General features: G+C 66.3%; 16 protein-coding genes. 12 read left to right on the top strand and 4 right to left on the bottom strand.

What is annotated here, in order from left to right; translation table 11 throughout:
• The first annotated feature begins 7 nt into the window (after positions 1–7).
• The 3 genes from ACQS5P_RS02625 to ACQS5P_RS02615 all read left to right on the top strand — a co-directional run bounded on the left by ACQS5P_RS02625 (position 8) and on the right by ACQS5P_RS02615 (position 3140).
• Positions 8–562, top strand: a complete 555-nt coding sequence (locus ACQS5P_RS02625) for a hypothetical protein (protein WP_428939348.1) — start codon at positions 8–10, stop codon at positions 560–562.
• Positions 559–2193: a BatA domain-containing protein gene (locus ACQS5P_RS02620; protein WP_428939347.1), complete on the top strand. Its 1635-nt coding sequence runs from the start codon at positions 559–561 to the stop codon at positions 2191–2193. The genes ACQS5P_RS02625 and ACQS5P_RS02620 overlap by 4 nt, the downstream gene beginning before the upstream one ends.
• A gap of 128 nt (positions 2194–2321) precedes the next feature.
• Complete coding sequence (locus tag ACQS5P_RS02615) at positions 2322–3140, top strand: tetratricopeptide repeat protein (RefSeq protein WP_428939346.1); 819 nt, start codon at positions 2322–2324, stop codon at positions 3138–3140.
• Between the two features lie 40 nt (positions 3141–3180).
• Here the strand turns inward: ACQS5P_RS02615 and ACQS5P_RS02610 are convergent, their stop codons facing one another.
• The 4 genes from ACQS5P_RS02610 to ACQS5P_RS02595 all read right to left on the bottom strand — a co-directional run bounded on the left by ACQS5P_RS02610 (position 3181) and on the right by ACQS5P_RS02595 (position 9294).
• On the bottom strand, positions 3181–5241 hold the full coding sequence (locus ACQS5P_RS02610) for a hypothetical protein (RefSeq protein WP_428939345.1): 2061 nt from the start codon (positions 5239–5241) through the stop codon (positions 3181–3183).
• A 54-nt stretch (positions 5242–5295) separates the two neighbouring features.
• Positions 5296–6840 carry a tetratricopeptide repeat protein gene (locus tag ACQS5P_RS02605; RefSeq protein ID WP_428939344.1) on the bottom strand — a complete coding sequence of 515 codons (1545 nt, stop codon included), beginning with the start codon at positions 6838–6840 and terminating at the stop codon, positions 5296–5298.
• 207 nt (positions 6841–7047) lie between these two features.
• Positions 7048–7824, bottom strand: coding sequence for a nitrilase-related carbon-nitrogen hydrolase (locus ACQS5P_RS02600; RefSeq protein WP_428939343.1), 777 nt, complete (start codon positions 7822–7824; stop codon positions 7048–7050).
• A gap of 12 nt (positions 7825–7836) precedes the next feature.
• On the bottom strand, positions 7837–9294 hold the full coding sequence (locus ACQS5P_RS02595) for an FAD-binding oxidoreductase (protein ID WP_428939342.1): 1458 nt from the start codon (positions 9292–9294) through the stop codon (positions 7837–7839).
• A gap of 82 nt (positions 9295–9376) precedes the next feature.
• On the opposite strand from ACQS5P_RS02595, the gene ACQS5P_RS02590 reads away from it, so the two are divergent.
• The 9 genes from ACQS5P_RS02590 to ACQS5P_RS02550 all read left to right on the top strand — a co-directional run bounded on the left by ACQS5P_RS02590 (position 9377) and on the right by ACQS5P_RS02550 (position 23367).
• The gene (locus ACQS5P_RS02590) at positions 9377–9712 is read left to right on the top strand and encodes a DUF3467 domain-containing protein (RefSeq protein ID WP_428939341.1); all 336 of its coding nucleotides are present in this window, start codon (positions 9377–9379) and stop codon (positions 9710–9712) included.
• Between the two features lie 122 nt (positions 9713–9834).
• Complete coding sequence (locus tag ACQS5P_RS02585) at positions 9835–10821, top strand: hypothetical protein (RefSeq protein WP_428939340.1); 987 nt, start codon at positions 9835–9837, stop codon at positions 10819–10821.
• Between the two features lie 5 nt (positions 10822–10826).
• On the top strand, positions 10827–11855 hold the full coding sequence (locus ACQS5P_RS02580; protein WP_428939339.1) for an AAA family ATPase: 1029 nt from the start codon (positions 10827–10829) through the stop codon (positions 11853–11855).
• A 25-nt stretch (positions 11856–11880) separates the two neighbouring features.
• A complete protein-coding gene (locus ACQS5P_RS02575) occupies positions 11881–12483 on the top strand; it encodes a lipopolysaccharide core heptose(II) kinase RfaY (protein WP_428939338.1) in 603 nt (200 codons plus the stop codon).
• The gene (locus ACQS5P_RS02570) at positions 12483–13379 is read left to right on the top strand and encodes a DUF58 domain-containing protein (RefSeq protein WP_428939337.1); all 897 of its coding nucleotides are present in this window, start codon (positions 12483–12485) and stop codon (positions 13377–13379) included. Before ACQS5P_RS02575 ends, ACQS5P_RS02570 begins: the two co-directional genes overlap by 1 nt.
• A gap of 49 nt (positions 13380–13428) precedes the next feature.
• A complete protein-coding gene (locus ACQS5P_RS02565) occupies positions 13429–15765 on the top strand; it encodes a VWA domain-containing protein (RefSeq protein ID WP_428939336.1) in 2337 nt (778 codons plus the stop codon).
• A complete protein-coding gene (locus ACQS5P_RS02560; protein ID WP_428939335.1) occupies positions 15762–18407 on the top strand; it encodes a hypothetical protein in 2646 nt (881 codons plus the stop codon). Before ACQS5P_RS02565 ends, ACQS5P_RS02560 begins: the two co-directional genes overlap by 4 nt.
• The gene (locus ACQS5P_RS02555) at positions 18404–22330 is read left to right on the top strand and encodes a hypothetical protein (protein WP_428939334.1); all 3927 of its coding nucleotides are present in this window, start codon (positions 18404–18406) and stop codon (positions 22328–22330) included. The genes ACQS5P_RS02560 and ACQS5P_RS02555 overlap by 4 nt, the downstream gene beginning before the upstream one ends.
• A 5-nt stretch (positions 22331–22335) precedes the next feature.
• Positions 22336–23367, top strand: coding sequence for a prenyltransferase/squalene oxidase repeat-containing protein (locus tag ACQS5P_RS02550; RefSeq protein ID WP_428939333.1), 1032 nt, complete (start codon positions 22336–22338; stop codon positions 23365–23367).
• Positions 23368–23379 lie beyond the last annotated feature (12 nt).

Here is a 23379-nt window from a genome sequence, read left to right as displayed (position 1 = left end):
AGTCACCATGCGGATCACCGTCGCGGTCAGAGTCGTTACGCTCGTGCTGGGGATGAGTTGCTGGTTGTCGGGGCAGACGACGCAGCCCGCCGCGCCGGCGACACCGGCGGCGCCGACGACGCGCCCGGCCGCCGTGCCCGCCGATCAACTGCTCAGCCAGATGCTTTCGCTGCCGGGGGCGGGCGCGGCCAAGCCGCTTCAGCCGATCAGCGACCCGCCCGCCGTCGATGCCACCAGCGGCGCCGCTGCCGTCGCTCCAGGCGCGCCGCAACTTACCGTGCTGCGCGAAGGCACCTTCCTGGTTGATCGAATCGGGCGGTTGACACGCGGCGGCGACGGACACTCCTGGGAATTCACCTTCGAATCCGATGGCCGGGCCATGCAGGACCCGCCCGTCATTGTCCTGCCCAACCTCAAGCTCATGCAGATGGAACAGGCCCTGAAGGGCACCAACCGCGACCTGCGCTTCCGCATCACCGGCATGGTCACGGAGTACAATGGCCGAAATTACATCCTGATCGAAAAGGCTGTCGTTCCGCCGGAGGTCACCAATCGGTTTTGACAACGGCGGTCGTTGCTCGGCGGCCAGGAGTCATTCAACTGGCCAATGACCACTGGCCGCTGACCACGTCCATGTACTTTGCCTCGCCGTTATGGCTGCTGGGATTGATCGCGTGGGCGGGTGTGGCGCTGTGGCTGCTGACGGGCAAGCGACAGCGGCAGGCGGTTCCGTTTGTGGACCTGTGGCGAGGTCCGCTCAGCAGCCCCAGGGCGCGCGCGGCGATGCACGTCCCGCCGTCGCCGGTGATTCTGCTTCTGCTTGCGACTGTGGTGGCGATTCTGGCGGCGGGGCAGCCGCATCTCCGCACCGGCGCTGCCAACACCGCCGTGAGCCTCACCATCATTGTCGATCGTGGGTTGACCATGTCCGCCCGCGGTCAGTCCCGGCCCCGATGGCAGGAGCTGCTCATCGCCACGCGGGATCCGATCCTGCAACACTTTGGCCGCGGGCCAGTGCGGCTGCTGCTCGTGCCCGACACGACGCCGGTCGAATCGGATCGAGCGCGCTGGGCGGACGTGGCGCTGGCGGCGGAGTCGTCCAGCCGCGACACCCGCGATCTGTTGCCGCAGGTGCTCCGACGGGAGCTGCGATTCGCCGCGGGCCCGGTGATCGTCCTCAGCGATCTTCCGCTGGATCTGAACGATGATCGGCTCGTGCAGATCGCCCCGGAAACTTCTGCGAGCAACGTGGGGATTGTGATGGTTTCGGCCAATGCAACTGCGTCGGCCGGGAGCCGGTATCCCCCGGCGGCACAAATCATGGCTCGGGTACGCAATGATTCATCGTTCAGCCAGGCCACGCTCCGCGTGTTGGGCGAAGGAATCTCAGTCACGCAGCCCATCACCTTGCCGCCGGCAGGGCAGGAGGAAAACTACTTCATCGACGTGCCTGACGCCGCCAAGATCGAGATCGCGATTGACACACCCACGCCGGATTCGCAGCCGATCGACAACCACGCGACGCTCTGGCGTACGCGGTCCTGGCCGATTGTCCAAGGCAGTGGCGAGCTTCCACCTGAAGTGCTGCGGATGATCCAGGTATATCAGCGGGTGCGGCCGGCGGGCGAGGGATCGACCCGCGTGGCAGTCTCGGCCGATAGCGTCGATGGTCCGGCGGTGATTGTCGGCGGCGACGGCCAATCGCTCGGAGCCTGGCCTGAGGTGCGCGTCGAGGATCACCCCGTCACGCGGGATGTGGATTGGCCGGCGGCGCTGGCGGGCGCGAGCGTCGCCCGGTTGCCCGGCGAGGCTGGCTGGCATCCGCTGGTGATGGCGGGGGAGCGCGCCGTCATCGCCGTCCGCCAAACTCCGGCGCGACAGGTGTGGATTGGGCTTAGCTCAGACCGCTGGCCGCGATCCACAGACTTTGTCGTGTTCTGGACCAACGCGCTGGACTGGGCCGGGCAGGGGCAGGAGCTGTATCGAGCCGAGCATGTGCCGGCCGTCCCGATGCCGCGGGAAATCCAGACGAATTGGCGTGGCAGGCTGGCGTCGCTGGCCGCAGCCAGCGCCACGGGCATTGAGCTGTCGCCGGGCCTGCTGATCACCGCGATGTTGCTGGTGCTGTTGGCGGTGAGCGTCCGGGCGTGGCAGGGGCGTCGGGCGATGGGCGCTGCCGGATCGGTCATTTGACGCTTGCGCGGCCTTGCAAAAATTGCGCGTTCGGCTAGGATTCCGGCAGTATTCGGTGAACGGCGGGGCTTTTTGGGCACGCAGGACGCACGAAGACACGCGCGGGCCGCTACATGGAGGTAGCTGTGATGAACATATCCTCTTCGGTTCGTATCTTCAGCCGATGGTTCCTGGGGCTGGGACTGCTCATCGGGGTGATGGGTTGCGCCGACGTGATGACGTACTCGCGCGATTCGCACCGACAGGGAATGAAGCTGTACCAGCAGGGCAATTACGCCGACGCCGCCGGGGCGTTCCGCAACTCGGTTCGGCAGAATCCACGTAACTACCAGGGGTACTACTACCTCGGGGCCAGCTACGAGCAGATGGGACAGCATCAGCAGGCGATTGCGTCGTATCGCACGGCGCGCCAGACCATCGGCCTGACCATCGAAGGACGCGAGGACCGCGCGTTCCGGCAGAAGATCCTTGACAGCCTGGCCAGCGCCATCGCCCGCAGCGATCAGCGCGACATCGAGACCAATGCGGTGCAGCGCGAGGCGCAGGAGAAGCAGAGCGGCGAGTCGTGGCTGCTGCTGGCCAAGGTGTATGCCTATCGGGGCGATGCGGATTCGGCGATCGATGCCTACAACCGCGCGGCGCTGCTGGAGCCGCACAACTTCGAGATCGCCAAGGAATACGGACTGTACCTGGAGCGTGTGGGTCAGCGTCAGCGTGCCGAACAGCCGCTGCGTCGCGCCTATTCGCTCAACCCGCAGGATGATCAGGTGAATCAGGCGCTGCGGCGGATCGGGGTGGTTCCCGGGCCGGCCATCAAGGACGAGGATCAGCTTGCCCGGCCGCTGATCCCCAAGGGCCCGATCCCGCCGGTGCGATTGCCCGGTTTCGGCAGCGAGGGATCGTCACCGCCGCCAGCCGACAGCACCGTGCAGGCGCCGCGCGACTGAGAGAACCGCCGCATCCGGAAAAGACTCCCGACCCCTTTTTCTACGGTTGTGGTGCGGGCGCGATTTGCTCGCGCTGCTGCCGCATGCGCTCCAGCCGTTGCAGACGCTCCAGCCGCCGAAGTTTGCGCGCCTTACGGTCCGGGTCCGCCGGACGGGTGATCTCCGAGGCCGGCGCGGAGGGGCTTTCGATCTGCACCCCCACCTGCTCAGGCGAAGGCAGCGCGCTCTCCGCACCGTCGCTCGGGCCTTTCAGTTCGACCTCCGGCGGCTGAGCTGCTGGTGCATCGTCGGTCTTGCCCGTGTCCGTCGCAGCTTCCGCAGCGTCCTGCCCGGCAGGAGTACCGATCTGCACGGACAGGTCCCTGGCGGCATCGACGTCGATTACCGCCGGCACCGATTCGCCCGGTAGCGTCAGCTCCGGCTGTGGCGCGGGCGCCTCGCCGCCTGTCGTGCTGTTCACCTCATTCAATCCCAGATCGAGCTTTGGTGGCGCGATCTCGATACTGGGCGTCGGCAGACTCTGCTCTACCGCGGGCAAGTCGAGTTTGCCCTCCGCACTGGCTGCATCCTTACGATCCGACTTGCCGGGCTTGATCTGGTGAAGGTCGATCCGAGCCTCAGGCGTGACAACATCTCTGGCTTTGGGCAGGTCGATCTCAACTTTGGGCGGGGCAACCTCAGGAACAGAGGGCACCGAGTCCGCCAGCGTCAGGCCGGCGTCCTTGCCTCCGCCTTTTTTCGTCCCGCCACGAAGATCCAGATCAATCTTCGGCAGCGACGGCTCGCTGACCGAGGGCAGATCGCCGGGCAGATCGATCTTCGCTTGTGCCTGCCTGCGCGGATTTTCACCGCGTGCGTTGACCTTTGGCGAAGCGTCGAGCTTGAACGACTCTTTGGCCGATTCCTTCGTGCCGACCTGTTCGCCGCCCCCGGGCCGATGCTCGCGATTGCCGCGATGCTGTTGCGACCTGCCCGGGCCGGAGTCGCCCAGGTCGATCTGGATCGCAGAAGGCTCCGAAGGCTGTGCGGAGACAACCGGATCCAGGAGAACCGGCGGCGGGGCGGTCTGCTCAGGCGTGGCGGGTCGGGCAGTGTCGTCGATGCGCTGAGTCTTGCCCGAAGCATCATCGGCAGATGCGGGCTGGTTTGACGAATCGCCCGCTGACGCGACCTGGCCACCGGAGCCGCGCGAGTCGTTGGCTGCGCCGGAACTGTCGGTATTGCGGTCTGATGCCTGCGTGTCCGAATCAGACGAGGACTGTGAGCTCTTGCCTTTGGCGCTGACGGCGGCGCCTGGAAGCCGGCTGCGGTCGATCCATCCCGCCGCCGAAAGTTGGGCGATCGCCGACTGGGTGTCGAAGGCGCGCGATCGCAGTCGGAAGATCTGGGCGCTGCGGCTGACCTGCGCCTGCCCGAGACGATCCAGCCACTGCTTGTGCTGATTGAACGCGGCGCGATCCAGCTCGCCGCTGGAGATGACTCGCCCGCCCTCCAGCAGCACCTGGCTATCGCCGGCCAGCGTCAGTTTCTGCCCCGGCTGATCCGCCTGCGCCGGCAGCACCGTGGCGGCGGTGTGTTCGCAGGCGTAGTAGCTCTTGCGCAGCCCCGGATCAAAGCTGGCCAGGAACACGCCCTTAAGCGCCTCGATCCGGCCGTTGGGATCGGCGACGCACACGACGCCCGACTGCGCCGGGCGTTGCCCGACGTAGACATGAACCGTGCCGTACTCCAGACCGATGGTGGTCTGATCTGCGTCCTCAAAGACGCTGACCGCCGTGTTGCGGTCAATCTTGAGCACGACGCGGCTGGCCAGCAGGACCGTCAATCCGCCGTCGCTGGTCACGATCTTCTCGTCATTGCGGATCAGGTCCTGAAGGTCCAGGTTTCGTGTGCCCGCGGCGCCGCTGGCGGTGGCGTTTCCGAAATTGGCGGTCACGCGCCCGATCGCCTCCGGCTCAACAGCGCCATAGGTCTTCAGCGGCTGGTCTTGGGATTGGGGCTGTTGCGCGGTAGCCGCCTGCGGCGAGGCGCAGAGAATCCCCGCCGCACCCAGCGCCGCCAGTGCCGCAGAAACAATCACGGGTCTTCTACGCTTTGCCATGGTCTGTCACCTCGAGTTTCGAGTTGCAGAGCTGCTCAAGTATCCGATCTCAGCTCAGTAGCTGAAGATCAGGCGCACGCCAATCTGGTGCCGGTCGTAGCTGTACGGCTCGGCGCCGCCGGCGGTACGAACGTTCGAGTCGTTGTCGGTATAGGCGTAATCCACGCGAATGGCCCAGTTCTCGCCGAGCTCGCGGGTCAGGCCGCTCACCACATTCCACTCCACATCTCGCCGCTCATCGCCGCTGGCGTCCAGGCTGTTGGCGTTGCTGTAGTCGTTGTAGTCCACGCTCACGCCAACGTCAGCACGCAACTTCCAGACCGGCAGCGGCGCGTACAGCGTCGCACCGACCGAATGAAAGTTACCGTCGTAGTCGCTTCCGTCGGCCGACTGATTCTCAAACCGGTAGCTTAGCTCAAGGTTCCCATTGCCCGCACCCTCGAAAACAGCCGGCAACTTGATGCCCTGCACCACGCCAATGCCATGGTTCTGCCCTGAGCGTCGCAGCGGGCCAAGGCCCTGCTCATCGAGGAAGTCGCGCTCCTGGAACTGGTAAAACGCCGACGTGTATCCAAAATCGCGCTCGACGAGCGTCACCTGCGGCGTGATCAGGTGTCGCCTGAGGAATCCCTCGTGTCCGACACGGATGTAGTTGTAACCGTATCGAATGCTTGCATAGAGGCTTTTGGTGATGCGGTAGCTGACGAACGGCCCGGCCTGGTACGACTCGGTGTCAAAGTCGCTCAGGTCCTGTTGCCACGCGAAATAGCCGGAGGCTTCGACGCCGGCCTCGAAGTCGCGCCCCTCGCTGCGGAAGATGCTGTAGCTTCCGCGTGGCTGAAAAACGTAGCGGAAATCCGACTCGTCGGAGATTCCCTCGGGATTGGGCACGCCAGCACCGATCTGGATGACGTTGGAATCCCATTCGCTGGCAAGGGTGAATTGCAGTTCCCAAGGCTTGTCGCGGCGCTGCTGGGCGGCAAGAACCGCGTCAAGCTGGCGTGAGGCGGCGGCGACGGTGGGGTCGCGATCGGCCCCAAGGTACGCCTCGCGGAATGTCGAACGCGCACGAACCAGATCGCGCATCCGCAGGTATGTCAATCCTTCATAGAACTCCGCCGGAGCGCTCTCGGGGCTGCCGGCGGCCTTGGCGGCGGCAAACTCCTCGGCCGCGCGCTCCAGCTCGCCCTTGAAATAGTACGCCATGCCGCGATGGTGATGCACGTATCCCCGCCACGCCGGATCCGGCTCCAGAAACTTCAGATCCGTCTCGGCCGCATCGTACTGGCCCAGCCGGATGTTCGCCCGTGCGCGCGCGGCGCGCACCTCCGGCCAGGTCGGATCCAGTCGGATCGATTCATCAAAGCTCTGCACCGCCTGTTGCGCTTTGCCCTGGTCCAGTTGCGAAAGTCCCAGGTAGTAGTACGCCTCGGCATCGCCAGGATCGGCCTGGATCACCTCGCGAAACTGTTGCTCGGCCCGGGCCAGTTGTCCGCCCTGGTAGAACAGCAGTCCCTGCTGAAAGGCGATTTCCTGTTCCGGCTGGCGTGAGTAGCGGGACTCGCGTGTCGTGGCTGGGCTTGTTTGCGATACCGCCACGTCACAAAGCAGTATCCACAACACTAAGCACGGACCAACGAGAACCAATCTTCTGATCCGGAGATGCGCACAAGCAGCGGATGTCATCCGGGATGACTCCTTCCCTTAATAGAGTCGCCGATGGTAATCCGATTTCACCGAACGGATCGAGTTTGCCCGATACACGCGACAACTGACAATGCCAAATCGTCGCGATCCGGCATCGCCTCAGGCCAGGTCGTCACGCATGTCCTTCAGGAATGGCAGTCGATTGCGCACATCGGCCACTACCTTTGGATCGACCTGCGCCGTCAGGATCCCTGGCTGATCCCCGGCATCTGCGCGGATCACGCCCATGGGATCGATCAGCATTGAACGTCCCGGATACAGCAGATGCGGATCGCGCCCGCAGCGGTTGACCCCCAGCACATACGCCTGGTTTTCGATTGCCCGGGCACGCAACAGTGCGATCCAGTGCTCGACCCGCGCGATCGGCCAGTTCGCGATGACGATGAACAGGTCGGCGCAGTGTCGCTTGATGGCGGCGCGGAAAGCCTCGGGGAAACGCAGGTCATAACAGCTGAACGGGGCGACGGTGAAATCGTGCCACGTGAACGCGACGACACGCTCGCCCGGCAGAAAGTGCTCACGTTCGCCGCCGAGCGTAAAGGGATGAAGCTTGGTGTAGATCGCCACGATTTCGCCGGCGGGGGAGGTGACGGCCAGTTGGTTGCGTGCCCGGCCGCCTGGCGCGGGAGCTGCCAGGCCCCCCAGTGCGTAAGCAGCGTGCTGGCGCGAGAGGCGTTTGAGGAACTCCAGGGTCTGTGCATGCTGGCGCGTCGCCGCCGGCACGTTCATCGTGAATCCCGTCGAGAACATCTCGGGCAGCACGATCAATGCATCCGGCGCGAGCGGCCCGGCGGATTGCAGCATCTGCGCCACGGTCGCCCAATTCGCCTGCGGGTTTTCCCACACGATCTCGAGTTGGACTGCGACGATCTGCATCGATTCATCGCCTCACTGGGGCACGTTGCGGCCCGGCTTCATCAGCGTCACCCGCAGCTTCTCGCTGGGCAGCAGCTTGCCCGCGTTGATGCGATCCTCGGGATCGAATGCGTCTTTCACCCGCTGGAACCGCGACATCGTCGCTTCGTCGAACATGTAGGGCATCAGGTGGATCTTCTCCACCCCCACGCCGTGCTCGCCGGTGAGCGTGCCCCCGACGTCGATGCAGTATTTCAGAACCTCTGTCGCCGCCGCCAGCGTCGTCTGCACCTGCTTCTCATCCCGATCGTTGTACAGGAAGATGGGATGGACGTTTCCGTCGCCGGCGTGGAAGACATTGGTGATCGTGACGCCGTACTTCCGGCCGATCTCGTGAATCCTGTTCAGCACGTCCGCCAGCGTGCTTCGCGGCACACACGCATCCTGCGTGCAGTAACTCGGACTGAGCTTTCCAACGGCGCCGAAGGCGTTCTTGCGCGCTTTCCAGAGTTTGGCACGGCGATCGGGATCGGCGCTGGTCTGGACGCTCAGCGCTGCGTTGCGCTGCATGATCTGCACGATCTGCTCCATCTGTTCGTCCAGCAACGCATCGATCCCGTCGATCTCGGTCAACACCAGCGCCGCCGCGCTGGGGGGGAATCCCATCTGATACGTCTCATTTACCACCGCCACCAGCCCGCCATCCATCATCTCCATGGCGGCGGGCAGGTGTCCGGCGGCGATGACCTGGCTGACCGTGTTGCACGCATCGGTGGTGCTGCCGAAGATCCCCACGATCGTGCGGAAGCTGGTCGGCTTGGGAGTCAGCCGCACCCACAGCTTCGTGATGATGCCGAAGGTGCCCTCGGATCCGCAAACCAGTCCCGGCAGATCGAATCCGGCTTCGTAGCAGCCGTTTTTCGCGCCCAGCTCAAGCACGGTTCCATCCGGCAGCACCAGCTCCAACCCCAGCACGTGGTTGCTGGAGACGAAGTCCTTGAGGACGTGGATGCCGCCGGCGTTGGTGGCGGCATTGCCGCCGATGGTGCTGGCGCGCTGGCTGGAAGGATCCGGCGAGAAGTGATACGCCGCCCCGCCCGGCACCAGCGCCACCGCCTCGGAAAGCTGCACGTTGCGCACGCCAGCCTCCACCTGCGCCACGCGGTTGTCGATATCGATCGACAGGATCCGGTTCATCTTCGCGGTGGAGACGATCACACCGTTGTCGTAGGCGACACATCCCCCGGCCAGCCCCGTGCCCGATCCGCGCGGCACGATCTGTGCCCCGTGTCTTGCGATGGCGCGCACCACCGCCACCACCTCTTCGGTGCTGAGGGGAAACACCACCGCCGCCGGACGCGCCCTGGCGATCGTGAACCCGTCGGATTCGTAGACGAACAGCTCAGCCGGATCGGTCATGACGCGCTGCGGCGGCAACAGTCGCCGCAACTCCTCGATGAGCAAATCTCTGGATTCCGGGGTCACGGACATATTGTCAACCGAAGCCGTTTGCGACACAATACGCCGCCGCTTTACAGCTTTTTTGATGCTCTAGTTGAGCGAAAGGATCGTTATGTCTGAGGAAACGCCCACGGGGACGCAGCCGACGGAAGGCCAACAGCAGCAGGTGCAGGTCCTTCTGGATGAGCGTGAGCTGAAGACCACGTACACCAACGCCTACCGGATCCACACCGCCGCCGAGGAAGTGATCATCGATCTGGGCTTCAACATGCCCAACCCCAATCCCAATCCGCAGGCTGGGCAGGCGCAGCTTCTGTTCAAGGTGACCGACCGGGTGATCATGAGCTACGCCAACGCCAAGCGTCTGGCGGCCTCGCTCTCGCAGCTCATCCGCCGATATGAGCAGCAGTTCGGGGAGATCCCGATGCAGCCCGGGCAGCGCCGCTGATCGCCCCGGCCAGCCACGTACGCCCAGCCCGCGCCGTGCATCGGCGCGACCGCCGGGTAGAATCAACCGGCCGCGTGGCTGTGTGCGCGGTGGCGTGATGTCTTGCTGGCTGAGCTGTCCGCATGGCCGAGCTGGATTTCCAGTCCGATGCGTTTCTGGTGCTGCTGACGGATGCGTTGCAGGCCGGGCCGGGAAGCCCGCAATGGCACGAGGCGGTTCAACGGTTGCGAGAAGCAGGCGCCGGCGCGGCTGATGAGTACCGCCTGCTGGTCCTTGCCAGGCAGCGACTGGAAAGCGGACGCGAGTACCGCAGCGTCCGCGCCGGGCCGCAGTTCACCCGCAGGCTGATGGCCGAGATCGATCTGGAGGCGGCCAGGCTCGCGGCTGCGCCCAGCACGGCGACAATGATCGCCGTGGCGTCGGCGATGGTAATGCTGGCGGTATTGCTGAGCGTCGGCTACCTGCTGTGGAGTGGCGCCGACGACCTGCCCCCGCCGACCCCGCAGGGCGCCGCTCTCCTGGTGCATACCGCCACCAGTGTCGAGTTCGACCGGGGCCTTGCCCCGGACTGGCGGATCATCGGCAGCCTGCCAATCCGGTTCGAACAGGGTCGCATGAAGCCGGCAAGCCGCCCGACTCTGGAGGCGACGGGTCTGCCCGGTGGCGGCGGGGCGAGCTGGACTCGACCGCTGCCCCCGGGCGAGCCGTTCGCCGTCCTGGCAAGCCTGCGCGTCCATCGCCCCGAGCCGGATCTGCTGGCCCAAGTGTTCATCACCGATCAGCCCAGCTTCAGCCCCGAAAACGGCACCACGCCACATGAGCTCGTCTGGCTGCTGGAGGGCAACGCCCACCGGCTGGTCCTGCCGTCCGGACGCGTCGTCGCCCAGTCGGAACTGCCCGCCAGTTTCCGCGGAAACCTGAATGTGAAGATCACGCTTCAGGCCGACCAGGCGAGCGTCGAAGTTGCCGGCCGGACTCTCTGGTCCGGACCCGCCGAGTTTGATCCGGCCCTGCCGAGATATGTCGGTGTGCGCTTTCTTCGCCGCAACGACCGCGCCGGCGACGGCGTGGCTTTCCAGAATGTGCGCGTGAACACCAGGCAACCGTGATGCTCATGTCCCTCGCACCGCCACAATCCGACCTGGATGCCGCACGATTCCTGGCAGAGGCGTGTGCTCAGCTCCAGAGCGAGATCGGCAAAGTCATTGTTGGGCAGCACCGCGTGATCGAGGAGATCCTCATCGCCATCTTCTCGCGAGGTCATTGCCTGATGCAGGGAGTTCCGGGGCTGGCCAAGACGATGTTGATCTCGACGCTGGCCCAGACGATGGATCTGTCCTTCCGGCGCATCCAGTTCACACCCGACCTGATGCCCTCGGACATCACCGGCACCGAGATTCTTCAGGAAGATCCGCAGACCGGACGGAGGCGTTTTGAGTTTCAGAAAGGCCCGATCTTCGCGAATCTGATTCTGGCCGACGAGATCAACCGCACGCCGCCCAAGACGCAGGCGGCGTTGCTTCAGGCGATGCAGGAGCGGCAGGTGACCGTGGGGGCGCAGACGCTGGCGCTGCCCGATCCTTTCTTCGTCCTGGCCACACAAAACCCGATCGAGCAGGAGGGAACCTATCCTCTGCCCGAAGCACAACTGGACCGGTTCATGTTCATGGTGCTGGTGAACTATCCCAGCCGCGAGGAAGAGCTGGAAGTGTTGAAACGCACCACGGGAGATGCCCAGGCGCAGGTGCAGCAGGTGTTGACGGCCGAGCAGATCCGCCGGCTCCAGGCCATTGTGCGTCGCGTGCCGGTGGGGGATCACGTCTATGAGCTGGCGCTGGAGATCATCCGCGCCACGCGACCCAACGAGCCGTCGGCCAGCGACTTCGTGCGACACTGGCTCAGTTGGGGCGCCGGCCCGCGCGCGGGGCAGTACCTGATCCTGGCCGCCAAGGCGCGGGCACTGATGCACGGGCGGCTGCATGCGACGATCGAAGATGTCGAAGCCGCCGCCGCTCCCGTCTTGCGCCACCGGATCATCCCCAGCTTCAACGCCGATGCCGAAGGCGTTACCGTCGAGCAGATCATCGAGAAGATCCTGGCGCTGGTCCCCAGGCCCGGCGCCAGGGCCGAGCGCCTGCTTTGACCGATCGATGCACGCAGCCCAAACGATGCGCAGCAACCAGGGCACAACCAACCCCTCGTGCCGCAAAGTCTTTCGCAAACGGCTGGAGGACGATTGCCTGCTTGGCGGGGAACTGCACCCCAGCATCGCCGAGCGGCTGCGACGCGTTCGCGAGCTTCCGGTGACTCAGGTGGCGAACCTGCTGGGCGTGGAGCGCGACCAGCAGGGGGTGTGGCTGGTATGGCAGTACGTCGAAGGGATCGATCTCCAGCAGCTCATGTCCAGCGAGCTGACGGACGCTCGCATGGATGAGATCGCGCAACAGTTGCGGCACGTCGTCACCGCCATGCATGCGCACGGGATCGTCCACGGCGCCATCCACGCCCGAAACGTCATCATCGATTCCCGTGGCCGGGTGCGCCTGACGCACGTCAGCCCCTACCTTCACACCGATCCTTCCGATGACGATCGCGCCGTCGAGCAACTGCTTGGGCAACTGGCGCCGGCCAGTGCATCCGTGTCGGGGCCGGACAATTCAGACGCAGACACCGCCCGCCGCCTGCGGCTGGGCGGGTACCTTCTGGCTTTGTTCGTACTTGGGTGCGGAATCCTCATCTTCCTTGCGATTCTCTGGTACATTCGTAGCTGATGAGTGCGGTGATGCGGTATCTGGATCCGGGGCTGGTCGAGCGGCTCAACCAGCTCCAGCTTTCGGCGCGAAGCGTCGTCGAGGGCGCGACCGCCGGCCTGCATCGCAGCCCGGTCAAGGGCGCCAGCGTCGAATTCCGGCAGCATCGCTTTTACGTGCCCGGCGATGAGCCTCGGCGGCTGGACTGGCGGGTGCTGGGGCGCACCGACCGTCCCTACGTGCGCGAGTATCACGAGGAAACCAACCTCCGCGCGGTCATCATGCTCGATTGCAGCGGATCGATGCTCTACGGCGAAGCGCGCCTGGGGACCAAGCTCGATTATGCCCGTCGCATCGTGGCGGCGCTGGCGTATCTGATGCTCGCTCAGACCGAAAGCGTGGGAGCGGCGGCGTTTTCGCAGCAGGTGCAGCAATGGCTGCCCCCGCAGTCGCACAGCGCACAGCTTGCCCGCGTGCTGGAGTTGCTGGACCGCGTCCGCGGCGGCGGAAAGTCCGAGTTGGCGTCGGCGATGCACGCAGTGGCGGATCGTCTGGGCCGGCGGGCGCTGGTGATCGTGGTTTCGGATCTGTTGTGTCCGGTCGAGCAGATCCGCCGCGGACTGGCACGCCTGCGACACGACCGTCACGAGGTCATCCTCCTGCGCGTGCTTCATCCCGATGAGCAGCAGTTTCCGTTCCACAGCTTTACGCTGTTTGAGTCTTTGGAGGCGGAACGCTCGATCCTCGCCGACGCCAGCCTGCTCCGCAGCATCTATCTCCGCAACTTCGCCCGACATCAGCAGCAACTGGAGCAGGCCTGCCGGGCGATGAGGGTGGAGCTGGCGCGTTTTCCGACCGATCAGCCGCTGGACGAGGCGCTGGTGTCGTTCCTGCGTCGGCGAGCGACGGCGTCATGAGCCGCATCAGAGTGTGTGCCTTCGGCCTTTGTAGCTGCCGATCCGCCATATGTTTCTGAACGCAACCATGCTGGCGGGGATTGCCGGGGCGACGGTGCCGCTGGTTCTGCACCTGTTGAGCCGGGCCAGGTGCTCGCGGATCAGGTGGGGCGCGATGATGTTCCTGGATCTGGACGAATCGGCGCGAAGGCACTTCCGCAGCTCACGCGCAAGGGAGCTGCTGTTGCTGTTGGTGCGGATGGGGATTGTCGCGACGCTGGCGATCGCACTGGCGCGACCGGTGCTGGGTACCGGGGCGGGCCTTTCCTCGCCAGGTGTGCCCGAGCCTGCTTCGGTCGTCGTGCTGCTGGATCGATCCGGGAGCATGGCGTTTGAAGATGCCGGCGGACGCCCGCGCATGGAAGCGGCGCGGCGCGCGGCGCTGAATGTGCTGGCGAACCTGCGCCCGGGAGACGAGGCGGCGCTGATTCTGCTGCCCGACTCTGCCAACGCGCCGGCGCCGCAGCTCGGCGCCGACCTGCAATCCCTGGCCCAGCGGATCAACGAGGCTCGCGCCTGGTCCGGGCGCGCCGACATGGCCGCGGGGCTGAACCTGGCTGCCCAGGTGCTGGAGAAATCCAAATCGACCGATCGGCGGATCTATGTCGTGTGCGATCGCCAGGCGGCGAGCTGGAACGACCTGAGCGACAGCTTTGCCGCCGACTGGCGGCAGCGCGTGCGCGATGCCCGAACCGGGCTGCTGCCGGCGGTGCGGGTTATTCCCATCGGCGAAAGCAATCCGGGCAACGTGGTGGTCGAGCAGGTCAGGGCGGTGAATCCGCCGGTCATCCGCGGCACGCCGGCCGAAGTGGAGGTGCTGGTGCGCAACTTCGACGCCGCGCCACGCACGGGTCTGCCTCTGGTACTCGGCGAGGATCGTCGCGAGCTGTATCGCACGACACTCAACCTTGCCCCCGGCGCCGCACAGACCATTCGCTGCAATGTCCTGTTCGATACGCCCGGTTCACACGTGATCACCGCACGAATCAGCTCGGCAGGTTTCACCGGAGACGATTCGCTTGAAACTGCCGTCCAGGTCATCGAGCCGATCCGCGTGCTGGTGATCAGCGGCGATGAGCGAACCTCTGCCACCGCGCCGGCAAGCACCGCCGCTGTCCAGGCGACGACGGTCTTCCACAGCGAGGCCGGGTTCATCCGCCTGGCTCTGATGCCGTTTGCCTCCAGCGGCCTTGACGGGACTGACCCGATGCGCGTGGACGTGGTCAGCGCCGAGGATTGGCCGGTGCTGGATCGCCAGAAGCATCAGGTGCTGATTCTGGCGAACGTGGCGAGGCTGTCGGCGGCGCAGGCGAGGCAGATCGAGCAATACGCCTATGGCGGCGGAGGCGTGCTCGTGGCGCCGGGGAATCTGGTGCGGGTGGACGACTACAACGATCATCTTTGGCGAAATGGGGCAGGACTGCTGCCGGCGGAGCTGGATTCGCCCGTCGCCGCTGACGGGTCGCAGGCCACGTCTCTGCTGGGAGTGGAGCTGGCGCATCCGATCTTTCGATTTCTCCAGGGCCGGGCCGATCCGGTGCCGGGCGTAACGATCGGCCGCTACTTTCCGGCGCGGGTGTCCGATCCGCAGCGGCCGGTGCTGGCGCGGTATCGATCCGGCGCGCCGTTCATGGTCGAGTCCGCCTACGGGCGTGGTCGAGTGCTGCTGCTGACCACCGCTCTGGATGCCGACTGGAGCACCTTGCCGCTGTCCAACAGCTACCTGCCGATGCTCCAGTCGGCGGTGCGGTATCTGGCTGGCGGCACCATCCCGGACCGCAATCTCTGGCCTGGCCAGCCCATCATCACAACCATCGCCAGCAGTCAATCCACGCCGCCGCGAGTCACAATCGAAGGTCCCGGGCTGGGTTCCGGGCAGCCGATGACGGTGCTGCGCGTCGGGGAGGGCTGGGAAGCGCGATACCTCAACACCAACCGTCATGGTCGATATACCGTAAGAATCAGCCAGGTGGATCGCGGCGGCGAGCAGGACCACGGGCAGCGCACGCTGCACTTCGTCGTCCGCCCGCCACGCGACGAATCCAACCTGACCAGCCTTTCGCCCGAGCAGTGGCAGGCGCTAAACCGACAAATCGGCGCTGAGCTGCTGGACAGCGATCCGGCCGCGATCGCCGAGGCCATCCAGGATCCCCGCCGACGGACCGAATTGTGGCCTGTGCTGATGGCGGTGGTGCTGTTGCTGGCGGTGGCGGAGCTGGCGCTGTCCCGGGCATGGAGCGTCTGGCCGGGCGCCGCCACGATGCCGCGCGCCGCGAATCCGCCGGTACCGATGCGGTCGGGCGTCCGCACGCCGCACGTCGTGCATGATGCGGAGGTCCGGGCATGATCCGCTTTCAGTCACCGCAACTGCTTTGGCTGTCGATGCTGATCCTGGCGGTGGGTCTGACGGCGGTGGTGTGGCTGTATCGTCCGCAGCTCAGGCCCGTGCCGGCGCCGTGGTGGTGGCTGCTGCTGGGGCTGCGGGCGTTGGCGCTGGGGGTGCTGGGATTGTGCATTCTGCGTCCGGTGGTGCTGCGCTCGCTGGAGGACGAGCAGCGAGGCGTGGCCGTGGTGCTGGTGGATCAGTCCAAAAGCATGACCGTGGTGGATCCGCTTCCTGCCTCGTCTTCCACGCGCGCGCAGATGCTGGTGCAACTGGCGGATGCATTGGGTACGCTGCCCGCCGGCGCCAGGCCCCGCGACATCGAAGATCTCCGCCAGGGCGTACTGAGTCTTCGTCATTTGGCCGACGAAGTGAGCCGCGCCTTCAGCGAGCTGGACTACGCCCGCGTCTCGGGTCGCGGCATCGAGTCGGCCGAGCAGCACCTGGGTCAAAGCCGCCAGGCGTTCGCGGCACAGGCCGACGAGCTGGCGGAGCAGGTTTCATCGCTGCAGTCTGTGGAGACGGCGCAGCGTGCCGCGATGCGCTCGCAGCTTACGGCGCTGGTGGCTGAGCCGGCCGCCTCCGCCGACGCCTGGTCACGTGCAGTGGCGGTTCGGATCGCAGGCGTCCTTGAACAGCTCGAAAAGATTCAATCCCGATCTGATCAGCAGCTCTACGCTACCAGTCCGCAGGTGCGCGCCGCCTGTGACGAGCTGGCCGGACTGAGCCGCTGCGAGCTGGTTCGCCGGGCGCTGAACGGGCCTGAAGGGCTGATCGCCCGGCTGGCACGGCAGGGGCCGGTGCTGGTGTTCGGATTCGGCGGCGAAGGCGAAGGGCTTCGTCCGATCGATCTGCCGATCGACCAACTGGACGCCGATGGCACGGGCAGCGACCTGGGCGGGGCGATTCGCGACCTGCGGCAGAGGCTGGGGATGCGCCCATTGAGTGCCCTGATCGTGTTCAGCGACGGGCGTCAGGTCACCCAGGAGCAGACCGCGGGCGTGCCGCCGTTCACGCTGGACAGCGTAACCTACGGCGTGCTGGTGGGGTCGGCGGTGAACCGCGACCTGTCGATCCAGCGGGTGTCGCTGCCGGAACGCGCCTTCGTCGGCGAGACGATCCTGGTTCGAGTCGATGTTCGTGCCGCCAGTGATCGCGCCTCCGCCCCAGATGCGATCACTGCGGAGGTCTCAGTCTCCGATGGTCAGCAGCGCGTCGTCAGGCAGGCACGATTCGAACAGCAGCTTGCTCACGTCGAACTGCCGCTGCGGCTGGATCAACCCGGACCAAGGGAGCTGAGCATCACGGTCTCGCCGCTGGAGGGTGAGATCACGCTGGCCAACAACACGGTTCACCGGGACGTTAAAGTCATCGCCGAGCCGGTTCGCGTGGGATTGATCGGCGGGGTTGCGACGTGGGATTATCAGTTCCTCCGCCGTGCGCTGATGGACGCGATCGGATTCGACACCACCGAGCAACTGGTTTTCGGAAGTGTCAGGCCGCTGCGCATGTCCGCGGACCATCTGCTTCAGCAGGACGTGGTGATCTTGTGCGATGTGCCCACCGATGCGCTGGATGCGGGGCAGTGGGACGCGCTCAGCCGGCTGATCAACGATCGCGGCGGCAGTGCGATCCTGATCCTCGGCGACACCAACGTGATCGACGGGTATGCCTGGCATCCGCTGGCGGCGACGATGTTGCCTTGGCGCGGCGATGCGCGCCCGGCGTGGCGCGTCTGGCCGGGAGAGCAGCCGATGTTCCGCATCGTTCCCGGCGACTTCGAGCTGGGCGATGTGTTGAGGCTCTCGGATGATCCGCAATTGAATCAATCACGCTGGAACAATCTGCCGCCGGTGTTTTCGCTGCTGGCGATGCCGCAACCGCTGAAGGCCGGCGTGCGGGCGCTGCTGGTGGAAGACCAGACCGGCTCTGCCGTGCTGACCGAAAGCCGCCTGGGCGCCGGGCGCGTGCTGGTGCTGGGGCTCAACGAGCTTTGGCGATGGCGTGCGGCGTTGCCGGAACGGGCCAGGGATCGGTTCTGGCTTCAGTTGATTCGCCATGCCGCGCCCGAGCCTTACGCCGCGCGCGATGGCGAATTGGCGCTGGACGTGCAGAGGCTGCGGGTGGAGCCGGGCCAGCCGCTGCACGTGCGGGTGCGGGTCACACAGTTCGAGGGATCGGCGCCTTTGCTGGAGATCTACCGCGACGATGTCCTGCACCGCGCTCAACTGCTTTCGCCGGCGATGGGCGATCGCTGGGAGACGACGATCACAGATCTGTCCGCTGGCGAATACGAGCTTCGCATGACCGCCGATGATGGCGAATTGTCGGTTTCGCTGCCCGTACACGTCGCAATCAGTGATGAGCAGGAGATGCGCGACGTCAGCGCCGATCCGTCGAGCCTGAGGCGTCTGCTCGGACAGCGGGCAGAGGTGCTGGCCCTGGGCGAGATCGCCACGCTGCCGCAGCGGCTGCACGCCGCCCGCCAGGCCGAGCAACGCCGCTACGCCGAGTTGAGCCTGTGGGACAGCCCGTATCTGTTTCTGTTTGTGCTGGGGTGTCTGGGCGCCGAGTGGTCGATCCGCAGAAAGGTGGGCTTGGCATGAACCGGTTTGATCACAGTGCCAGCCCGCTGCCTGAAGCAATCGCCGAGCATCTCTGGCGTTTCGTGCGGCGTCGTCGTTGGCTGGCGGTGGCGCGTGCAGCAGGGCGGGCGACGCTGCTGGCGGCCAGTTGGCTGCTGCTGTGGGGGCTGATGGATCGGCTGATGGCCCTTGCACCGGCAATGCGGCTGGCGCTGCTGATGGTGTTGCTGCTGGGCGTGTCGCTGGTGTTGGGGCCGTCGATTCGGCGATTACTGCTGCGGCGCCGGCATACCGACTGGCTGGCTGCGGCGCAGGAAATGGAACGGCGCGACCCGCGGTTCAATGAGTCGCTGGCGACGGTGGTATCGCAGCTCCTGGCCGCCGGGACCGGCGCCGCCACCGGCGCTTCCTCCCAGCTTGTTCGACAGTTGTGCTCGGACGTCGAGCAGCGTATTCGAGAGGATGGGGATGTTCGTGAACTGGCGCCAGTGCGGCCGGTGCTGCGCGTGTGGGCGGCGGCGGGGGCGGCGGCAGTGCTGCTTGTGTCGCTTTGTCCGATCCGGCAACTGGATCTGCCGCGGCTGATCGCCCGGCAGCTTCTGCCGCTGGCCGAGATCGCCCCGGCCACCACCACGCGGTTGAGTGTCCAGCCCGGCTCCTGTGATGTGGTCGAAGGCAAGCCGCTGACGGTGCGAGTGAGCGCGTCGCGATTGTCCACAAGCACGGTTCTGCTGCGAACCAGCAGTGACGGCGGAAAGACCTGGACGTCGGTTGGCATGTCCGCGGTCCGTGATTCGGCGGATCCACCCGACGCTGCGACCGCCGTCTTCGAGTACACGATCCCCGCCATCTGGCGGGATCTGACCTATCAGGTGCGCGGGGGCGACGCCGCCGCCGGGCCGTTCCTGCTGCGCGTGCTTCGCCGTCCGATCGTCCGCGAGTTTCGCATCATGCTGACGTATCCTGACTACGTCGCCGGCCAGCCGCTGACTCTGAGCAGCCCCACAGGCCAGATCGAAGCGCCGGTGGGGACTTTGGCCAGCGTTACCGTAGTGGCTTCCGAGCCATTGAAGGATGCATGGTTCACGATTGATGGTCGGCGAATGGCCTCATCGCCGACGAGCGATCCGGCTGCCCGGCAGGTCAGCTTCAGGATCGTGCGGGACACCAGCTACGAGGTCGAGCTTCTGAGCGATCGCGGAGTGCTGGGGGGCGTGTCGCAGGCGATCGCGATCCGCGCCATTCCCGATCATCCTCCGATCGCCCGTTTGCTTCCTCCCGACGCCCTGTCGCTTCTGCGACCGCGCGACATCGTGAGATTGACGTACCAGGCGGCGGACGACTATGGGCTGGCGAGTGTGGAGGCTCGCATCCAGGTCAATCGCCGGCCCGCGGCCGTCAGGCCGCTGGAGATTGGCCCGGATCCCCGGCGATGCGATGAGACGTTTGAGGTGGATCTGGCGGCGTACCACGTGTCGATCGGGGATGTGATGACGATCACGCTGGCCGCCACCGATCGCGCCGGGCAGGTCACGGTGGGCAATTCATATCAGGTTCTGATCGCTCCGCTGGCGGTTGATCCGGAACAGCGGCGGGCGATTGCCGAGCTTGGCGAGGCGACGCAGCTAGCTGAGGCGGTCGGCGCGGCGCTGGATTCGGCCGGCGGATTGCTGGCCCGCTCACCCGTCGCGGCAGACACGCCCAGTTCCGAGGCCGCCAGGCGCGTGTCCCGCTACCTCAGTCAGGCCGCCGAATCCGCCACGCTGGCGGTTCGCGCGATCCTGCGCGCCACGGTGGGCGCCAGTGCGGCCGATCGCGCGCTCATCCTGGAATCGCTGGCCGACGAAGCTCAGGTACAGGCCTCCAGTCTCGAGCAACTGTGCATCGATGCCGCCGGTGCCGCCAATGAGCAGGAGCTTGCCCAGATTCGCCGGGCGGTTGCCGCGGCGGGGCAACGTTCAGGCAAGCTGGCGGATGATCTGGAGAGTCTGTGGCGTGGACTGGCGGCCGAGGCGATGCTCGGCACGCACCTGGCTCTGGCGGCGCTGGAGCACAGGGCCAGGCAGTCCCCCGGACTGCTGGACAGCGAACTGCTCAGTGCCGCGATCCGAAGAATGCGGCAGCAGATGCACGAGCAGGCGGCGGCAGTGCAGGTCGCCGCCGACGCCGCGGACCTGGAGCTTTTGCTTCGTGCCCGCATGCTGGGCGCCAGGCAGATCGCGGCGTCGCGGCGGGCGGTGGATTACGTGCAGGCGGCCAGGCAATGGGCGACTGCCGCGCGTCCGCATCGCGAGCATCTGGCCGAGCGCCTGGCGACGGCATCGCAGGCGCAGGCGGTGCGTCGCGATGCGAACCTGGTTCTGGCGCGTGATCTGCAACTGGCGTCGCGTGCGGCGCGCACGATCGATGCGCTGGTCTGGGCGGGGAATCCGGGCGGTGCCGAGGCGAACCCGGCGCCCGGCGCCGCGCGGCTTTTGTACGTCAGTGCGCTGGCGGCGATCCTGCGGGAGCATGAGCTGCGCGAGCCGGATGAGGCGCGCGAGGACCGCGGCGAGGATGAGCAGACGCGCGCCGCGGCCGAACGCGCGCGGCAGGCGATGCGCGCCTGGGCAGGAGAGTCAGGGGAGTTTGCTGCCGACATCGGGGCCGATTCCTGGCAGGCGCCACAACGCGCGATGGACGCCGCCGCCCTGACCGGACAGCGACGCTACGACGAGGCGGCGGCGATCGATGCGCAGCTCTTCGCGGCCTCGCCTCGCGCCAGACATCGCATCCAGCGCGAAGTCCAAAAGGCCAGGCAGATCGATCAACTTACCGCTGAACAGCAGCAGATCCAGCATGAGCAGGAGCCTGCCGGATCCATCGAGCGGGTCGCGCGTGCACCTGTTCAGCTTCGTCACAAGCAGCAGCGTGAGCTGGCGGTGAAGATCGAGCAATTGCGCGGTGGCGACACGCCGCCGGCGGGCAGCGACTCGCGAAGCCAGGCGCTGGCACTGATTGGTCAGACGCAGGAACTGCTGGCGGAGCTTCCGCAGCGGCTGGGTCGGGTCGAACAGATCGCCGACTGGGCCGGACAGACGCAGTCGCGGGCGTCGCAGGTGTGGCGGCAGGCGGAGCGTGCGGCGGTGGAGCAGCGAGCCGCGGCGCAGCGTGCGGCTGCGGCGGCACAGGATCAGGCCAACGAAGCCTGGTACTGGCTGGACGATGCTGGCCGCGCCATCGACGACGAAGCGCTTGCCCAGCTCGCCCGGCAACTGAGCGCATTTGCGCCGGAGACAACAGTGGCGGTTGAGCCGATGCAGCAGCAGCTCAGCCCTGCACTGCTGCGGGTGCGGGATGCGATCGACGCGCGTGATGTCGAGGCGGTCTATCGAGCAACAGCCGAGGCGAGGCGCGCAACGGCCGCGGCGCAGGATGGCCTGCGCACCGCGCGGCAGTCGTTGCTGGAGCGCGATCCGCTGGTGGCGGCCAGGTGGTTTGCCCAGGAGGCGGCGATGGCGCTGGATGCGCAGGCTCAGCCACTGCACTCCGGATCAGCCGGCGCGACGATGCCCTCCACGCAATCCGTTGCCGATCAGACCACCGAACGGCCCGGCTCGCAGGCGAAACAGGCGCAGGCGAGTGTGCTGGAGGCGTTGGCCCGGGCGTGGGACGACTCGATCCATCGCGCCGCGGCGGCCCGACTTGCCGGCCTGGGTTCGATGGCGTCGATCTTCCGCTGGTATGGCGTATCGAGTGAGCAACGCAGCGGCGGCGGGCAGGGCATCGGCGCAGCCACGGCGCGCGAATGGAGCCGGCTGCGGCAGTGGCGCGGCGAGGATCTGGTGGCCGGCGTTCGCGAACCCGACCCGCCGGGATACCAGCAGGCGTTGCGCGCGTACTTCCAGGCGCTGGGCCAGGCGGCGGATTCGGGCGTTCCGGGCGCCGGGGCGCCGGAAAGGTAGCTGTGATGCGGTTGATGATCGCACTGTGCGTGGCGGTGAGCCTGCTGAAGAGCGGGGATTTTGCGCGTGCGGCCCAGGACGATTCGGATCCTCGCGTCATCGGCGCGGTGGAGCTTGGGCTGGCCTTTCTGGCGCGACATCAGCAGGACGATGGGGCGATCCACGACGGCGGGCCGAAACTGGCCAGCACCGGACTGGCGCTGCTGGCATTTCTAAGCTCGGGGAACACGCCGGAGCTTGGCCGCTACGGTCTGCACGTGCGCCGCGCGTCGGACTACCTGGTGCAGGCGGTGCCGCAGGACGGTTACATCGGCCGCGCCGACGGCAGCCGGATGTATGGACAGGGAATCGTGACGCTGGCGCTGGCCCAGGCGTATGGCGTGGAGCCGGACGCATCGCGGCGGGTACGCATCCATCAGGCGGTTCAGCGCGCCGTGTGGTTGATTCTCAAGGCGCAGGAGGTGCACAAGCCGCCGCCGCACGCTGGCGGATGGCGCTACGAGCCGCAGTCAGCCGACAGCGACCTTTCGCTTTCAGGCTGGAATGTACTGGCGCTTCGCTCGGCCCGGAGCATCGGGATCGAGGTTCCGCAGGAGAGCTTTGACCGCGCGCTGGCGTACGCGGGCCGGTGTTATCGCGAAGATCAGGGCGGATTTGCCTACCAGCCGCGGTCGGAGGTCACCGCGGCGACCAACGCGGTGGGGATCGTGACGATGGGACTGCTGTCGGGCTCGATGGACCGTGCGGAGATTGCGTCGGCGGCCAGGCTGCTGCTGGAGCGTCCGGTCAACGAACAGACGCGATTCAGTTGCTACGCGACGTATTACACGGTTCGGGCCGCGCTGCTGCTGAATCGGGAGGATGTCTGGGCGGGTGTGTGGAACGCGACGCGCGAGCGCCTGCTGGCCAGCCAGCAGGGCGACGGCGGCTGGCCGGCCAGCCGCAGCGCCGAAGAGCCCGGCCGGGTGTACGCAACGAGCATGTCGGTGCTGGCGCTGATTGCACCCCGAAGCATGTTGCCCGGCGAACAACCGTAAAGGCGGGGGCCA

The sequence above is a fragment of the Fontivita pretiosa genome, from assembly GCF_050410795.1.
GTDB lineage: Bacteria > Planctomycetota > Phycisphaerae > Tepidisphaerales > Tepidisphaeraceae > Fontivita > Fontivita pretiosa.
Note: the sequence above shows the minus strand (reverse complement) of the source record. Positions and strands in the feature narration are given on the sequence as shown.

Bases quoted from the DNA above. Each gene is read 5' to 3' on its own strand.
- ACQS5P_RS02585 (WP_428939340.1), top strand. From the start codon at position 9,835: ATGGCCGAGCTGGATTTCCAGTCCGATGCGTTTCTGGTGCTGCTGACG.
- ACQS5P_RS02615 (WP_428939346.1), top strand. From the start codon at position 2,322: ATGAACATATCCTCTTCGGTTCGTATCTTCAGCCGATGGTTCCTGGGG.
- ACQS5P_RS02610 (WP_428939345.1), bottom strand. From the start codon at position 5,241: ATGGCAAAGCGTAGAAGACCCGTGATTGTTTCTGCGGCACTGGCGGCG.
- ACQS5P_RS02550 (WP_428939333.1), top strand. From the start codon at position 22,336: ATGCGGTTGATGATCGCACTGTGCGTGGCGGTGAGCCTGCTGAAGAGC.
- ACQS5P_RS02570 (WP_428939337.1), top strand. From the start codon at position 12,483: ATGAGTGCGGTGATGCGGTATCTGGATCCGGGGCTGGTCGAGCGGCTC.
- ACQS5P_RS02555 (WP_428939334.1), top strand. From the start codon at position 18,404: ATGAACCGGTTTGATCACAGTGCCAGCCCGCTGCCTGAAGCAATCGCC.
- ACQS5P_RS02565 (WP_428939336.1), top strand. From the start codon at position 13,429: ATGTTTCTGAACGCAACCATGCTGGCGGGGATTGCCGGGGCGACGGTG.
- ACQS5P_RS02590 (WP_428939341.1), top strand. From the start codon at position 9,377: ATGTCTGAGGAAACGCCCACGGGGACGCAGCCGACGGAAGGCCAACAG.
- ACQS5P_RS02575 (WP_428939338.1), top strand. From the start codon at position 11,881: ATGCGCAGCAACCAGGGCACAACCAACCCCTCGTGCCGCAAAGTCTTT.
- ACQS5P_RS02560 (WP_428939335.1), top strand. From the start codon at position 15,762: ATGATCCGCTTTCAGTCACCGCAACTGCTTTGGCTGTCGATGCTGATC.
- ACQS5P_RS02580 (WP_428939339.1), top strand. From the start codon at position 10,827: ATGTCCCTCGCACCGCCACAATCCGACCTGGATGCCGCACGATTCCTG.
- ACQS5P_RS02600 (WP_428939343.1), bottom strand. From the start codon at position 7,824: ATGCAGATCGTCGCAGTCCAACTCGAGATCGTGTGGGAAAACCCGCAG.
- ACQS5P_RS02625 (WP_428939348.1), top strand. From the start codon at position 8: ATGCGGATCACCGTCGCGGTCAGAGTCGTTACGCTCGTGCTGGGGATG.
- ACQS5P_RS02595 (WP_428939342.1), bottom strand. From the start codon at position 9,294: ATGTCCGTGACCCCGGAATCCAGAGATTTGCTCATCGAGGAGTTGCGG.